Source organism: Photorhabdus sp. RM96S (assembly GCF_042879335.1).
GTDB classification, from domain to species: domain Bacteria; phylum Pseudomonadota; class Gammaproteobacteria; order Enterobacterales; family Enterobacteriaceae; genus Photorhabdus; species Photorhabdus kayaii.
In genome coordinates this window covers 103,974-119,337 of record NZ_JBHFKT010000004.1, presented here as the reverse complement: position 1 = coordinate 119,337, position 15,364 = coordinate 103,974, and the positions used below count along the sequence as shown (strand labels likewise).

The following is a 15,364-nucleotide window of genomic DNA, read 5'->3' as shown; positions in this document are numbered from 1 at the left end:
TTAATAAAATGAGTGTTCTTTACTTGGGTAGGCGCCGCTTTCCACTTGTTCTTTATATAAGCGGATGGCATCACGTATATTTCCTGCTTCTTCAAGGAAGTTTTTCACAAATTTAGGGGGGCTTACGGTAATGCCTAGTGCGTCATGCATCACTAAAACTTGCCCATCAGTCACATTACCAGCGCCAATACCAATTACCGGGATCTGTAATTCATCGGTGATACGTTTAGCTAAATCAACGGGTACGCATTCTAGCACCAGCAGTTGTATGCCTGCTTTTTCTAAGGTAATTGCATCTTTTATCAATTGATTCGCTGATACTTCATCACGTCCTTGAACTTTATAACCGCCAAGAATATGGACTGATTGAGGAGTTAGCCCTAAATGAGCGCAAACAGGTACAGAACGCTCGGTAAGCATGCTAATGGTATCGTATAACCAGCTACCGCCTTCAAGTTTCACCATGTTAGCGCCAGCACGCATAAGCTTGGCTGCGTTTTCACAACTTTGCTCTGGTGTGGCATAACTCATGAAAGGCATATCGGCAATGATAAAAGTATAAGGTGCTCCGGCACGGACGCAACGAGTATGATAGACAATATCTTCAACCGTCACTGGAATGGTGGTATCAGCCCCTTGCACAGTCATACCCAGTGAGTCGCCAACCAGCATGACATTGATACCTTGCTCGGCAAACACGTGAGCAAAGCTGGCGTCATAAGCGGTAATAGTCGCGAATTTACGTTTTTCTTTTTTGAGCTGATTCAGATCAGTCATGGTTATTGGTTTCATTATTTATCTTCCTTCTCCTGCAATTTTTCTTGTTATGTACAGAAATCGGCCACGGACTGAACTGAGATCCCTATATGTAGTGATTAGAATCAGAGGACTGCGGTTGCAGCCAGAGTGTCAGGCCGTTTTCTGGGATGTGTTTCAGTCTTTCAGATAAAGCTTCCCCATCAGGAAATATAAGATCAGGGGCAATTTCAGCTAACGGGTAGAGCATAAATTCGCGCTGTTTTAGTCCGTAGTGAGGAACAGTCAATCGTTCGGTAGTAATCACCTGATCGCCAAATAGCATGATATCCAGATCGAGTGTTCTTGGCCCCCAGCGTTCATCTTTTCTTACCCGTCCTTGGGCCAGTTCAATCGCCTGAGTGTGATTGAGTAATTCTTCCGGTGTTAGCGAGGTTTCCAGTGCGACTGCCGCATTCAGAAAATCAGGTTGATTCTGCGGCCCCATCGGTTTAGTACGATACAGTGAGGAGCAGGCAATACATTCTGTTTCCGGTAAATCGTTTAATGCAGCAAGTGCATTTTTTACTTGCTGCATAGGTTCTGCCAGATTGCTACCAACAGCGATATAAACACGAGCCATAATTTATTAGCTGTTCCTGCTCAGTCTTGGTTTATAGTGACGGCGAGGCCGTGTACGACGACGAACAATCTCACTGCCCAGTTCAGAAATCATACTCCGTTGCTGTGATGCATTGACTTGCTGAAATTCTCCCCACCAATCGACAAGATCTTTTAGCTCATTGCGATTTTCAACATTGGCTCTCAGTTCCAGTAAGTCATAGGCAGCACGGAATTTAGGGTGTTCCATCAGTTTATTCGCCCGCTTACCATGACGGCGTGGCAGACGTAACTGTAATTGCCAGATATCACGCATGATGGTTGTCAGGCGCTTAGGAATGGCAATGGAGTGGCATTGCTCATCCAGAATGTCATTCATCGCCAATGCAAAAGCATCGTAGTAAGCCAGGCCACCTTCTTGAGACAGCTTTTCCGCATGTTCAACCAGTGGATACCAGAGCATTGCGGCGAACAAAAACGCCGGGTTAACCCGTTTATCATTTTGTAACCGGTAATCGGTATTCTTCAAAACCTGATTGAGTATACGTTCCATTGGCGAATCGTTATTTTCGGTGAAATAGCGTTGAACCAATGGGAAAAGTGGTTGAAATAGGCGGTATTCGCGCAGAAGTTTATAAGTGCTGTAACCTTGACCGGTTTGTAAAAGTTTTAAAGATTCTTCAAACAGACGGGCAGGTGGAATATTACTCAGCAGAAAAGCCAAACGAGAAATAGGTTCGGCGGTACCTTCGCTGATGGTCATATTCAGTTTGCTAGCGAAACGGATCGCGCGCAGCATTCTTACTGGATCTTCCCGATAGCGGGTTTCAGGATCGCCAATCAAGCGGATAACACCGGTTTCCAGATCATGAAGGCCACCGGCATAATCACGCAGAGAGAAATCATTGATACCATAATAGAGGCTGTTTATGGTGAAATCGCGGCGCATAGCATCTTCTTCAATTGAGCCGAAGATGTTATCCCGCAGTAGCATGCCGCTTTGTGCTTGTTGTGACTGATTTTTATCATCAGAACCCGTTTGTTCATGTGGACCACGGAATGTTGCGACTTCAATCACTTCCTGACCAAACATAATATGAGCTAAGCGAAAGCGGCGTCCAACCAGACGGCAGTTGCGGAATAATTTACGCACCTGTTCTGGAGTGGCATTGGTGGCAATATCAAAATCTTTCGGCTTCGTACCGAGTAATAAGTCACGGACACCACCGCCAACCAGATAGGCTTCAAAACCGGATTTATTCAAACGGTAAAGGACTTTCAGTGCATTTTCACTGATATCTCTGCGGGAAATACAATGTTGTTCCCGTGGAATTATCGTTATCGATAAATCCGAATGAGGATTCTCCTGTTCAACCTTCCTTGGTGTCTCCACATTGGATAAGGGTTGATAAGGGTTTTGGCGATTAGAGTGAAGAGTTATGTACTCTTCCTGAGCAGAACGGTCAGATCCGGTGACTGGCCTTTCACTGGCTGCCTGTAGTTCGCGGTTATTTTTCCCTTCGCGGATCAATAAGTTACGGCAGAAATTTGCTACTCGGTTAAAAATGGTACACCTCGATAAGTAACTAATCATATAAAACAAATAAAAAACAGCGGCTAATCATAGCCTACTGTGTATTTTTTGAGAATGGTTGTTATGACTAACCGTAACTTTATTCATGTTATCTACGTGCATTTTACCTTGTCGTGGAATTCGATCCAGATCCCAACGTGCTGTTGCTTTTTGCAACAATTGATCACGAGAAAGATCTTGCCAGTTTTCTATAACAGATTGATTAAGGAAAGATAATGCTTCAATCAGTAATGGCCGGGGATCATCCAATGGGATCGGCTGAGCATGATTCTGTTTGGAAAGTTTATTGCCGTCCTTATTCAGAGCGAGTGGTAAATGAATATAGTCAGGTATTTTGAGATTTAACTGCTGATAAAGCGCAATTTGGCGGACAGTTGGTTCAATCAAATCTGCCCCTCTTACCACCTCAGTCACCCCTTGGTAATCATCATCAATAACAACCACTAAATTATAGGCAAATAAACCGTCACGACGGTGAATAATAAAATCCTCTTCAGCCATGACCGGATCGGCGTTCAGATATCCTTGTAATTTATCTTCAAAACCGTAAACCGGATGACGCTGCTTGAATCGAATTGCTGCATGATCAATGGGCAAATTTAATTCACGGCAGTTTCTATCATAAAAACCATTAATCTGGTGAATGCGTTGACGGGTACAGGTGCAGTAATAACTTAAACCTTGTTGTTGCAATTGATTAAGGACATGACAGTAAGCCTCATGGCGCTGAGATTGATAAAGAATTTCACCATCCCAATGTAAACCGTAATGTTCAAGTGCGTGAAGAATCCGGCTGGCAGCACCGGGAACTTCTCTGGGCGGATCAATATCATCAATACGTATCAGCCACTTTCCCTGACAAGCACGGGCTTGCAAATAGCTGCCAATGGCAGTGATTAATGAACCAAAATGCAGGTCACCAGAAGGTGATGGGGCGAAACGCCCAATATAAGCCTGGGGACGTTCAGATTTTATCATAGTGGAGATCAGTGGGGTTGTTTATACGGCGTCATAAAGACGCCGTATTCGGAACACCATTAATTAGCCAGCCATCTGTTTTTCACGGATTTCGGCCAGCGTCTTACAATCAATACACAAATCTGCGGTTGGACGGGCTTCCAAACGACGGATGCCTATCTCAATGCCGCAGGATTCACAAAAACCGAAATCGTCATCTTCGACTTTTTTCAGGGTTTTCTCGATCTTCTTAATCAATTTACGCTCACGATCGCGGTTACGTAATTCAAGACTGAATTCTTCTTCCTGCGCCGCACGGTCAACTGGATCAGGGAAGTTCGCTGCCTCATCCTGCATATGAGATACAGTACGATCTACTTCATCCCTGAGTTGATTGCGCCATGCTTCAAGAATTAGCTTGAAATGCGCCAACTGGGCATCGTTCATGTATTCTTCACCTGGCTTCTCTTGGTAAGGTTCTACCCCAGCGATGGCGAGAATGCTTAAGGACGAGGTTTTACGTTTTTGCCCTTCTTGCATAATACTTCTCCTAACACACGCACTATCAAACGAACCCCTAGCGGGGAAAAAAATAGGCCGTTATAAATAGCAGATGGAGCAAGGGTTGGCAATTGTTCCTGCCATTAGTTTCACAATGGTGTGGAAGCAAATGTATTGCATGCCTTTACACCTTGTACAACTTGGCTGCAAATATTAGGTGAATCGGTAAGTTAATCATTTTAGTACAAAAGTTAACTTATCGCCTAAAACCATCCCTTTTCCTGTCATGTTGGCCTGGTAACAGATAACTTCGACCCCAGAATTTTGCGCTTGTTCCAAAAGAGATGAATAATTATGATCAATATGTGCAGCCGCCGCGACCTGCCTGATGCCGGAATGCAAGACCGCAAAAAATAAAACAGCCCTTTGCCCTTGTTCTGCTATGTGTTGCAATTCCCGTAGGTGTTTTTGCCCGCGAGTCGTGACAGCATCAGGGAAATAGCCACAATTTTCCTGGAGAAGGGTCACTGATTTCACTTCAATGTAGCAATTAACTTGCTGTTCTGCCTGTAATAGCAGATCTATCCGGCTGTTCTCTTCGCCATATTTCACTTCCCGACTGATTTTTTTATATTCAGAAAATTCTGGAATAGCATTTTGTGCAATGGCTTCAGCGACGAGATCATTTGCTCTGAGCGTATTAACACAAATCCAGTGACCATCCTGTGTTTCTGTCAATTCCCAACTGTTGGGGTATTTACGTTTGGGATTATCAGAGGTGGAGTACCAAACCGTCTCTCCCGGTATCGCACAGCCGGTCATTGCGCCCGTATTGGCGCAGTGGATAGTCAGTGTTTCGCCTTCCGGTGTGATGACATCAGCCAGGAAACGTTTATAGCGACGAACTAGTGTGGCGGATTGTAAGGGCGGATAGAATTCCATAAAAACTCCTGAATGACGGATGGCATAAGATTGAAGCGGGCAATGCTACAATGCCGACAGTTGAAAGTTAACTTTCTTTGTATGGAGTGTTTGTGTCTTTATTGCCTGTATATGAGGTCGTCGAGCCATTAATGGCTTCTCTTGATGATTGGTTAATGCCGTTCCTTACTGGTGTGCGTGATTTGAAGGGGCTGAAATAGATTGATTTATTGCCAGCACTGGAAAATTTGCTGGATTGGCAACAACAACAGTGTCTGGATAATGAACTGCCTATTTATTACACTGTCCCTACTGGCAGCCGGATAGCAATCCGTTATTTCAGTGATAAACCACCTGTATTATCTGTTCGGATGCAGGAAATGTATGGTGAACAGCAAAGCCCATCTCTGGCAAAAGGGCGGGTAACGCTGGTGCTTGAACTCTTATCACCAGCCCAAAGGCCATTGCAGATCACGCAGGATTTGGCTGCTTTTTGGCAAGGCTCCTATCGTGAAGTACAAAAAGAGATGAAAGGGCGTTACCCAAAACATTTATGGCCGGATGATCCGGCAAATACGGTACCTACTCGGCGGACAAAAAAATATTCATAATAGAATTTAACCTTTGTTTTTGTAAGTGAATAAATTCATTAAAAAATATGAAAACCCATTAATAGCATCTGAGCGGTTTTGGAGAATTTTGGAATGTCTGGTGAAGATCGTCAACCAATCGGACGTAAAGGCAAAAAGTTGGTATCCCGCCGTAAACGGCCATTAAAAAGACGGTATCTGTTGGATGATGATAATAATGGCTATGAAGATGAGGACTACGATGATGAAGAGGATCAACCCATGACAAAGAAAGGAATGTATTCCCGTCCACCTAAGAAAAAGTGGCGTTGGTTCTGGTTGTTATTCAAAATATTTATTATTTTTGCCGTATTACTGGCGGCTTATGGTGTCTATCTGGATGCTAAAATCCGCGATCGCATTGATGGAAAAGTTTGGGAGTTACCTGCGGCAGTCTATGGTCGCATGGTTAATCTTGAACCGGGCATGAACTACAGTAAGAAAGAGATGGTATATCTGCTGGAAGGGATGCAGTATCGCCAGGTGACGAAAATTACCCGTCCTGGGGAGTTTTCTGTTAGAGGTGAAACCATTGAAATGTTACGCCGCCCGTTTAATTTTCCTGACAGTAAAGAGGGGCAGATCCACGCTTTGCTAACGTTCAGCGATAACCGTCTGGCAGGGATCGAAAATCTGGAAAATCAGCGTCAATTTGGGTTCTTCCGCCTTGATCCGAAGCTGATTACCATGTTGCAGTCTCCTAATGGGGAGCAGCGGTTATTTGTGCCACGTTCTGGTTTCCCCGATTTACTGGTTAACACCTTGCTGGCGACCGAAGATCGTCATTTTTATCAACATGATGGTATTCGTATTCTTTCCATTGGGCGTGCAGCACTGGCTAACTTGACTGCCGGGCGTACCGTTCAGGGGGGAAGTACCCTGACGCAGCAATTGGTTAGAAACTTGTTCCTGACCAATGAGCGCACTTTGGTGCGCAAAGCCAATGAAGCTTATATGGCTGTGCTGATGGATTATCGTTACAGCAAAGATCGGATTCTCGAACTGTATCTGAACGAAGTTTATTTAGGCCGAAGTGGTGATGGGGAGATCCGAGGATTCCCGCTGGCGAGCCTCTATTATTTTGGTCGTCCCGTAGATGAATTGAGTTTAGATCAACAGGCGTTGCTGGTAGGTATGGTGAAAGGAGCTTCACTCTATAATCCGTGGCGTAATCCTAAACTCGTTCTCCAGCGTCGTAATGTGGTGCTCAAACTGTTACAAAACCAGCAAATTATTGATGAAGATCTTTATAAGTTATTGAGCGCTCGTCCACTGGGGGTAAAACCGAAAGGTGGTGTTATCACCCCACAACCGGCGTTTATGCAGCTAGTTCGTAAGGAATTGCAGGATAGACTTGGCGATCGAGTAAATGATCTGTCCGGCGTGAAAATCTTCACTACTTTGGACCCGGTATCTCAGGATGCGGCTGAAAACGCAGTAGAAGAGGGGATTGCCAGCCTGAGAAAAACCCGCAAAATTGCTGACCTTGAAGGGGCAATGGTGATTGTCGATCGCATCAGTGGTGAAATCAGGGCGATGGTTGGTGGTTCTCAACCTCAATATGCTGGATTTAACCGAGCAATGATGGCGCGTCGTTCAATTGGTTCACTGGCAAAACCCTCTACTTATTTGGCGGCATTGAGTGAACCGGATCAATATCGGTTGAATACCTGGCTGGCGGATGAACCCCTTGCGGTAAAACAGCCGAACAGCAAGGTTTGGGAACCGAGAAATTATGACCGTCGTTTCCGTGGGCGTGTCATGTTGATAGATGGGCTGGCAAGTTCATTGAATATTCCTACGGTGAATCTTGGATTGGCGGTTGGTCTTGATCATGTTAGCAACACATTAATCCGGCTTGGCGTACCGGAGGAAGTAATTCAGCAGGTTCCGGCCATGTTACTGGGTTCTCTCAGCTTGACACCGTTAGAAGTGGCGCAGGAATATCAGACGATGGCGAGTGGCGGCAACCGCGCGACGCTTTCCGCGTTACGTTCTGTCATCACGGAAGATGGCACCGTGATATATCAAAGTTACCCACAGGCTGAACGGGCTGTACCGGCTCAGGCGGCTTATCTGACGCTGTATGGTATGCAGCAGGTTGTAGCGAATGGAACTTCTCGTTCTCTGAACGCTAAGTTTGGTCGTTATAATCTGGCGGGTAAAACGGGTACCACCAATGATCTGCGTGATAGCTGGTTTGCCGGAATCGATGGTAAAGAGGTAGTGATAGCATGGGTTGGCCGAGATAACAATGAACCGACCAATCTGACAGGTGCTACAGGGGCGTTGAATGTGTATCGCCGTTATCTGGAAAATCAGACGCCGTTGATGTTGAATAACATTCCACCGGAAGGCATTGTCGATATGGTGGTTAATCAGGATGGTAGTTTTAGCTGTAGTGGCAGTGGCTGGAGAACATTACCGGTTTGGACTTATGACCCACAGAGTTTGTGCCAACAAACAGCGGTATCAGCACCTGTTCAACAGCAAGAACAAGCACCGGGCTGGTTGCGAGAGATGTTTGGTCAATAATAACTATTTGATGAGATGAATGACAAAGCGCTGATCTTCTGGTCAGCGTTTTGATTTTCTGAGTTTACCGGTTTCCTAAACATACCGCGCCATTATCTTTTCGACTTTATACCCGTCATCTTTCAAGTTGCCTCTTTGTTGGCTGCACTCACTCACCCCGGTCACATCGTTATCTATGCTCCCGGGGATTCGCTCCCTTGCCGCCGCGATGCATCTTGAAATCCATAGGGTATATATGATCATCGCAATGGCGGTGATACCCATAATTGTTATTTAATTGCATATAAGTTGTTGCAAAAAAATGATGTTTTACACCTGTTAGAGACAATAAAATAAGCAATTTTCAGAATATTTCTATATGTTTTTTAAGTGAAATATGGTGAATTATTAATCATGTGTATTAACTCATGGTGATAATGATATGACGATAATTTCAATTAGATCCACTCTCCATACTATAAATCAATGGAGAGATGAATAGATGGCAATAGGATATTTCTTGCTCGTTGGTGATAAGACAACCTGTGGCGGACAGATTATTACCGGTGACCACACCATGACATTTAATGGACGGGCAACCGCTCGTGAAGGAGATAAGGTCACCTGTGGCAAACATCCCGGTAGTTATACGATTGTCGGTGGTGTATCAGATGTGTTTGATATGGGACGTAAGTTGGCTGGCACATTGGATAGTGTCAGTACTTGCCCCTGTCGGGCTAGTTTTATCAATTCGGAGATGGACAGCTATGAGAAGCAGGAGCAGCCCAATAATCGGGCTACAGCCCCTGTTAATATGGCGGCCCAGAATTTCTCGTCGCCGGTGGAGGAAGCGAGAAACGTTCAGCCCGCACCTCCTGTGACTAAAGAGCCTCCGATACCGGTGTTTGCGAAATCCTGCTTACGGGGTAAAGGTTGTACCGATGCCGGAACCGAAGCCGAACCGGCGGATAACTTCGGCAGAATGGCGATATATCAGGTTCCGTCATCTCCCACTCCGGTGACGCCGCAAAAACCAGAACCGCCTCTGCAAGGTAAGAAACAGCCGCCTGAACCGGATAAACCGCAGGATAAAAAATTACCGTGGTATAAACGGTGGTTCCGTAGTGGTGAAGATAAAGCCGAAGTAGCCGCTACCGCCGTGGCCGCCACTGCTCGTAGCGCGGTAGCGGAAGGGGAAACGCTGGTGATGCGTTACATTGGCGGCGGCGCTATCAGTGCTGGACGTTGGCTGGCGGCACCGAATCCGGTGACAGTTGGGTTAATGGGGCTGTTTTATTCACCTAAGCTGAATGAAGGTGAGGAGGATTACTTAGATCCGTATCGCCTGAGACAGATAGCGGAACAGTACGGTAAAGCACCAACTCGTGTACGTTTTCGCTGGATCAGAGATGAAAAAAGCGGCAGGATGACGGTTCAGGGATATCACGTCAGCCCGGAAGGTGGTCTGGATAAAGTGCCGGTTCGCATGATGACGCTGAATCGGACCACCGGTAATTACGAGTTTTGGGAACCGGGAGAATACCGGCCGATAATTTTATGGACGCCGAACGAACAGGAATTCAAGGTTCCAGCCCATACCGGGAATGAAGAACAGCCGTTTATTCCGTCGCAAATAACCGTGTTGCCGATCCCGGATAAAGTGGGCAGCGATATTGAATCGTTACCGATGCCGGAAGAGAAGGATTTTCGTGATTATATTCTGATCCTCCCCGTTCCTAATATGCCGCCGGTGTATGTGTATTTGAGTAAACCGCCGGTGAAACCGTTGGAAGTGGGAGAATATCAGGATCTGGCTGGACGTAGCCGTAATGATGGGTTGGATATTGATCATATTCCTTCTCAGGCGGCATTGAGAGAGTTTTTAATAAAAACATACGGAGAAGAAATTCAAGAGCAAGATATTAAAAATGCTTTAAAAGAGGGTATCTCGATTGCGATTCCTAAGCGAGTACACCAAAAATATAGTGAAACCTATGGTGGTAGGAATACTCCAGATAAAACGGTAAAAGATTCAATGGATCTAAAAGCTGCCGTAGATAGTAATTTTAATGCCCAAGCTCCTGGCCTACGGGAAGAAGGCTATACTGATGAGCAGTTGGATAAAGCGCTAGGACAACTACACCGACTGAATAAAGAAAAAGGGTGGTATGAATAATGGTAGATATTACGACGATGATTAAAAATTTGGGTCAAACAGCGGGGCAATTAGTTGAAAAAAAACTTATTTCTGATAGAAAATTTGAATATCTTTTTGAAGGAGCTGATACGTTTAATTATGAACCTGAGGCTGGTCTTATCTTGGTATTCGATGATAAATCGAGAAAATTAAGGTCAGTTGAATTTACACTGATTAGTACTTCTAGACATTCTGGAAATAGTGAAATGTATCATGGGGAAATGCCTCCTCCGTTTACTCTATCAATGGATAAAGTTGCTGTTAGAGCTTTGCTAGGCGAACCTGATGTTACCTCAGAGGAAACAAAAGTTCCTGTTATTGGTGTTGTCGGCGGACATGATTGTTATATTCGCAAACTTCAATCTATATACCCTGATACAAATATTCGTGTCCTATATTTAAAGGATTTGCGTGTTCGAGGATTGGTTTTTGAGAGGAAAATATGATTTTTTCCTGTAAAAAATTTGAAAACCTAAGTGGAAGATATATCAGAGAAGAGGCTATAAAAATAATGACAGTCAATGTAGAGGCATTAATAAACAGTTTGGGTAAACCTTATCAGGAAATTTTTGGTGAAGGGTTAATCCCTTATAAAACGAAACCAAGTGGTTTTGCCGGTGATAGTGTAGTGTGCTTGGATATGGTTAAAGCAGGCGTCTTTCTGTCTTTCCATCGGGAAGGAAAGCGATTAAAAGAAATTACATTAACTTTGTTTGACGAGAAGAATTCTTTATACCAGTTTACTAATGAGCTGCCTTCACCATTAATTCCATTGATGTGCCGACAGTGGGTTCATGAACAATTTGGCAAACCAGAAAAATTTCTTCCACCGAGAAAAAGGCTCAAAAAAGACATTGGCTGGACTGAGTTATATACATTGCTGGATTTTCGTATTCCGACCGGTATGAAGTTTGATTATGATTTATTGGAGCAAGTTATATCAGTGACATTCTTACCCACCTCAGAAGTACGTTGGTAGTTAATATAAAGAGGAGGTTTTGCTTAAGAGCCAATTCATCAATCAGTAGTTTGAGAAGTTAAATTGAAGATGAATTGGTTTAACCAAAATGGAATAATCACTTAAATTTTTAGCGAGGAGTAATTTCTTATTATTTGTTTCAGATAAAGTATGCAGCGATATTGAGTCGCTGCTGATGCCGGAAGAGAAGGATTTTCGTGATTATATTCTGATCCTCCCCGTTCCTAATATGCCGCCGGTGTATGTGTATTTGAGTAAACCACCGGTGAAATTGTTAGAGGTGGATTTATATAGAAACTTTACGGGGAGACTAAGGAATGGAACGCATGCTGATCATATGCCTTCGGCTGCTGCTATAAAAGCAGCTGCAAAAAGGTTAAATCCCATGTTGAGACCAAAAGAACTAAACAAACAAGTAAAAGATGTTGCAGCTATTATCATTCCCTCGAAAGTACATCAGAAGTAAATAACGTTTCATAATTCTGCTACACATAACCTTCTTCAACACATTGTTATACATGGAATTATTGGTGGTATAAAATGCGGCACTATTTTGGAATCTTATTTACAGTGAAACCTTTGGTGGGCGGAATACACCGGAGCAAATAGCGAAGGATGCAGAAAATTTAAAACAAGCTGTAGACAATAATTTTAATACCTTAAAACCCTACCTAGAGGAAGAAGGGTTTAGTGAGCAGGAGCTGGAGAGTGCTCACCAGAAGATCCACGATATAAATCAGAAACAGAGGTTATATAAATAATGGCGATCAATGTTAATGCATTAATTAATAGTTTGGGTAAAACCTATCAGGAAATTTTTGATGAAGGTCTAATTCCTTATAAGAGTAAACCTAGGGGAGATTCTGGTGACGATTATGTGTCGTTAGATATGCAGAAGGAGGGAGTATTTTTGGCTTTTGACCGGAACAGTAAGAAATTAACACATGTTACTCTGACATTGATCGATGAAGAACGGCCCGGTTATGTTTATCCAAATCAATTGCCATCCCCTTTGGTTAATCCAATGACGCGTGAATGGGTTGAGGAGTATTTTGGGGCGGCAATTAAGTCCTTTCCGCCATGTCAGGTGTTTAACTGTCAATATGGTTGGAAAGACCTCTATCGCTACAATGTACCTGAATCAGAAGAAATGATTTATATACAATTCTCTCATGATTTATTTGGGCAAGTTGAGACAATAACTTTCCTTGGTGCTGAAAATGTGACGTGATAGAGACATCTTAAAAACGGAGTTAGTAAAGGAAGAATTAGTTCTCTTTTGGAAACTCAATCTGGAATTCTTTTTCCAGTTCCTTGCTTCGATTGGGTAGAGGCCAATAAACCACTACCCATGTTCAATATCGACATTTTGTGCTATTGTACACTGGATTTTTGGGATAAATGATGGCGACAAACATTGAAGTGTTAATTAATAGCTTAGGTAGAGCCTACCAAGATATTTATGATGAAGGACTAATTCCTTATAAGAGTAAGCCTAGAGGAGATTCTGGTGACGATTATGTGTCGTTAGATATGCAGAAAGAGGGGATATTTCTGGCTTTTAACCGGACCAGCAAGAAATTAACACATGTCACGCTGACATTGATCGATGAAGAACGGCCCCGTTATCCTTCGTTCTGAAAGTGTGACATGGTAGAGATATCTCAAAGGCGGAATAAGCAGAAGTGATATAAGATATTGGAAGAACTACACTAATTGAATGAAGAATAAGGGTAGTAATAGTGACTAATATTACGAAATTAATTAAATATCTTGGAAAAACCGCGGAAACGTTAGTTGAGGATGGTGAGATATCTAAAGGAGTATTTAAGTTTCACTTTGAAGGGGATGAGTCGTTCAATTGCGAGCCTGAAAAAGGAATCACATTAGTTTTTGATTCTAAATCTAGGCAATTGAATTCAGTCCAGATAACTCTAATTGATATACATGGTGATCATGATGAATATAATGGTAGTTTGCCTTATCCATTTTTACCTTTAATGGATAAGGCAATGATAAGAGCTGAATATGGAGAACCTACGGAGTCAAAAGATATGATAGAAGCACCGGTTATAGGTGTTATTGGTGGATACGATGCTTATATAAATAGTATAAAATCTTATCCAAACGTGGAAGTCATTTTTATTTATGATGCTTATTATCGAGTGAGAGCACTTACTTTCAACACTATCTGAAAAAGGGGGAATAATGGCAGATATTATGACGATGATTAAAAGTTTAGGACAAACGGTGGAGCAATTAGTTGAAAAAAAACTTATTCCAGCCGGAAAGTTTGAGTTTCTGTTTGAGAATGCTGATACGTTCAATTGTGGACCTGACGTTGGCCTTACATTAGTGTTTCACGCTGATTCAAGTATATTAGAATCTGTACAAATTACACTTGTTAACGCTTATGAAGGTAGTGGAGAATATAATGGAGAATTGCCTTACCCATTTTTACATTCAATGGATAGAGCAATTGTTAGAGCCCTTATGGGGGAACCAGATTCTGCTGGTGGCCCAGAAAAAATCCCTGTTATTGGCATTGTTGGTGGATATGATTCTTATACACATAAGTTGAGTGAGCAATATCCTAATACAGAAATTCGTTTTCTCTATTTGGCTGATTTACGGGTACATGCATTAATCTTTGAGCATATTGTATAAACGCTTTCTGGAATATTTTTCTACTTTCATTTGATAGCAGTTAATAAACCATTATCCATGTTTATATACTAGAGGTTAGATATGAGTTAAGAGGTTATATAAATAATGGCGATCAATATTGAAGCGTTAATAAATAGCCTGGGTAAATCTTATCAGGAAATTTTTAATGAAGGTTTAACTCCTTATAAGAGTAAGCCTAGAGGAGATTCTGGTGACTATTATGTGTCGCTAGATATGCAGAAAGAGGGGATATTTCTGGCTTTTAACCGGACCAGTAAGAAATTAACACCTGTTACTCTGACATTGATCGATGAAGTAACGGCCTAGTTATGTTTATCTAAATCAATTGCCATTCCCTCGGGTTAATCCAATGACGTGTGCATTCAGTTTCTACCTATATCAACTCATCTCATAATGTTCCATATATACCCGTCATCTTTCAAGTTGCCTCTTTGTTGGCTGCACTCACTCACCCCGGTCACATAGTTATCTATGCTCCCGGGGATTCGTTCCCTTGCCGTCGCGATGCATCTTGAAATCCATAGGGTATATAGGATTTTATCACTATTAAAGTCTATAATGTCTTTTTAATAGGACATTAGTATACAAAGTTACGATTGATATATAATGTGCTTATAATTGACCATTATAGATAATAATGGTTTTAATGTGTCATTTTGGGGTCTTTATGATATCACATGAAAAAACAGCTTTAGCAATTGCAGAAGAATTGGGAGAGCGCTTGAAACAAGCTCGACTAAACAATGATCTGACTCAAGCTGAAATTGCTAAGCTTTTAGGCGTCACAAGAAAAACTGTACTGAATGCTGAAAAAGGTAAAGTCCAATTAGAGATTTTTGTTGCCGTTATGGCAGCATTAAACTTAACCGAACAATTAAATCTTTTTCTTCCTAAACAAAGCATATCTCCTATCCAACTCGCTAAACTTCAAGGAAAAAAACGACAACGAGCATCTGGTCTTAGAAAAAAACATATTGAAGAGGATACACCAGAATGGTAATGGAAGTTATCAACGTAATTTATAGTGA

At 42.6% G+C, this 15,364-nt stretch carries 18 protein-coding genes and 1 pseudogene; 12 read left to right on the top strand and 7 right to left on the bottom strand.

Features of this window, described 5'->3' with window-relative positions; translation table 11 throughout:
• The 6 genes from panB to sfsA all read right to left on the bottom strand — a co-directional run bounded on the left by panB (nt 1) and on the right by sfsA (nt 5,350).
• Nucleotides 1-792 carry a 3-methyl-2-oxobutanoate hydroxymethyltransferase gene (gene panB, locus ACGF49_RS03740; protein WP_113042298.1) on the bottom strand — a complete coding sequence of 264 codons (792 nt, stop codon included), beginning with the start codon at nt 790-792 and terminating at the stop codon, nt 1-3.
• A gap of 70 nt (nt 793-862) precedes the next feature.
• Complete coding sequence (folK, locus tag ACGF49_RS03735; protein WP_262977745.1) at nt 863-1,378, bottom strand: 2-amino-4-hydroxy-6-hydroxymethyldihydropteridine diphosphokinase; 516 nt, start codon at nt 1,376-1,378, stop codon at nt 863-865.
• A 6-nt stretch (nt 1,379-1,384) separates the two neighbouring features.
• Nucleotides 1,385-2,887 (bottom strand): polynucleotide adenylyltransferase PcnB, encoded by a 1,503-nt coding sequence (gene pcnB, locus ACGF49_RS03730; protein WP_262405145.1) that lies wholly within the window; start codon nt 2,885-2,887, stop codon nt 1,385-1,387.
• Nucleotides 2,888-2,977: 90 nt separating this feature from the next.
• A complete protein-coding gene (gene gluQRS, locus ACGF49_RS03725; protein ID WP_113042294.1) occupies nt 2,978-3,928 on the bottom strand; it encodes a tRNA glutamyl-Q(34) synthetase GluQRS in 951 nt (316 codons plus the stop codon).
• A 63-nt stretch (nt 3,929-3,991) separates the two neighbouring features.
• The gene (dksA, locus tag ACGF49_RS03720) at nt 3,992-4,447 is read right to left on the bottom strand and encodes an RNA polymerase-binding protein DksA (RefSeq protein ID WP_011145244.1); all 456 of its coding nucleotides are present in this window, start codon (nt 4,445-4,447) and stop codon (nt 3,992-3,994) included.
• A 195-nt stretch (nt 4,448-4,642) separates the two neighbouring features.
• Entirely contained in the window at nt 4,643-5,350 is a 708-nt protein-coding gene (sfsA, locus tag ACGF49_RS03715; RefSeq protein ID WP_113042292.1) for a DNA/RNA nuclease SfsA, read from the bottom strand.
• 122 nt (nt 5,351-5,472) lie between these two features.
• Here sfsA and ACGF49_RS03710 point away from each other — a divergent pair.
• Together ACGF49_RS03710 and mrcB are read left to right on the top strand one after the other, a co-directional pair.
• Nucleotides 5,473-5,940, top strand: a pseudogene (locus tag ACGF49_RS03710) (ATP-dependent helicase C-terminal domain-containing protein); the annotation flags it as partial.
• A gap of 93 nt (nt 5,941-6,033) precedes the next feature.
• Complete coding sequence (mrcB, locus tag ACGF49_RS03705; protein ID WP_113042289.1) at nt 6,034-8,493, top strand: bifunctional glycosyl transferase/transpeptidase; 2,460 nt, start codon at nt 6,034-6,036, stop codon at nt 8,491-8,493.
• Between the two features lie 75 nt (nt 8,494-8,568).
• Here the strand turns inward: mrcB and ACGF49_RS03700 are convergent, their stop codons facing one another.
• Nucleotides 8,569-8,736 carry a hypothetical protein gene (locus ACGF49_RS03700; RefSeq protein ID WP_387489704.1) on the bottom strand — a complete coding sequence of 56 codons (168 nt, stop codon included), beginning with the start codon at nt 8,734-8,736 and terminating at the stop codon, nt 8,569-8,571.
• 238 nt (nt 8,737-8,974) lie between these two features.
• Between ACGF49_RS03700 and ACGF49_RS03695 the strand changes: the two genes are divergently transcribed.
• The 10 genes from ACGF49_RS03695 to ACGF49_RS03650 all read left to right on the top strand — a co-directional run bounded on the left by ACGF49_RS03695 (nt 8,975) and on the right by ACGF49_RS03650 (nt 15,336).
• A complete protein-coding gene (locus ACGF49_RS03695) occupies nt 8,975-10,648 on the top strand; it encodes an S-type pyocin domain-containing protein (protein ID WP_387489701.1) in 1,674 nt (557 codons plus the stop codon).
• Nucleotides 10,648-11,115 carry a DUF6392 family protein gene (locus ACGF49_RS03690; RefSeq protein ID WP_262977741.1) on the top strand — a complete coding sequence of 156 codons (468 nt, stop codon included), beginning with the start codon at nt 10,648-10,650 and terminating at the stop codon, nt 11,113-11,115. Before ACGF49_RS03695 ends, ACGF49_RS03690 begins: the two co-directional genes overlap by 1 nt.
• Nucleotides 11,116-11,180: 65 nt before the next feature.
• Nucleotides 11,181-11,648: a DUF6392 family protein gene (locus ACGF49_RS03685; protein ID WP_262977740.1), complete on the top strand. Its 468-nt coding sequence runs from the start codon at nt 11,181-11,183 to the stop codon at nt 11,646-11,648.
• Nucleotides 11,649-11,823: 175 nt separating this feature from the next.
• Entirely contained in the window at nt 11,824-12,114 is a 291-nt protein-coding gene (locus ACGF49_RS03680) for a hypothetical protein (RefSeq protein ID WP_387489698.1), read from the top strand.
• Nucleotides 12,115-12,408: 294 nt separating this feature from the next.
• Nucleotides 12,409-12,879 carry a DUF6392 family protein gene (locus ACGF49_RS03675; RefSeq protein WP_065822769.1) on the top strand — a complete coding sequence of 157 codons (471 nt, stop codon included), beginning with the start codon at nt 12,409-12,411 and terminating at the stop codon, nt 12,877-12,879.
• A 173-nt stretch (nt 12,880-13,052) separates the two neighbouring features.
• Nucleotides 13,053-13,289, top strand: a complete 237-nt coding sequence (locus ACGF49_RS03670; protein WP_315901976.1) for a DUF6392 family protein — start codon at nt 13,053-13,055, stop codon at nt 13,287-13,289.
• Nucleotides 13,290-13,390: 101 nt separating this feature from the next.
• Nucleotides 13,391-13,843, top strand: coding sequence for a DUF6392 family protein (locus tag ACGF49_RS03665; protein WP_262977738.1), 453 nt, complete (start codon nt 13,391-13,393; stop codon nt 13,841-13,843).
• Nucleotides 13,844-13,856: 13 nt separating this feature from the next.
• Nucleotides 13,857-14,315, top strand: a complete 459-nt coding sequence (locus ACGF49_RS03660; protein ID WP_262977737.1) for a DUF6392 family protein — start codon at nt 13,857-13,859, stop codon at nt 14,313-14,315.
• Nucleotides 14,316-14,420: 105 nt separating this feature from the next.
• Nucleotides 14,421-14,642 (top strand): DUF6392 family protein, encoded by a 222-nt coding sequence (locus ACGF49_RS03655; RefSeq protein WP_262977736.1) that lies wholly within the window; start codon nt 14,421-14,423, stop codon nt 14,640-14,642.
• 361 nt (nt 14,643-15,003) lie between these two features.
• Nucleotides 15,004-15,336: a helix-turn-helix domain-containing protein gene (locus tag ACGF49_RS03650; protein WP_240002839.1), complete on the top strand. Its 333-nt coding sequence runs from the start codon at nt 15,004-15,006 to the stop codon at nt 15,334-15,336.
• Nucleotides 15,337-15,364 lie beyond the last annotated feature (28 nt).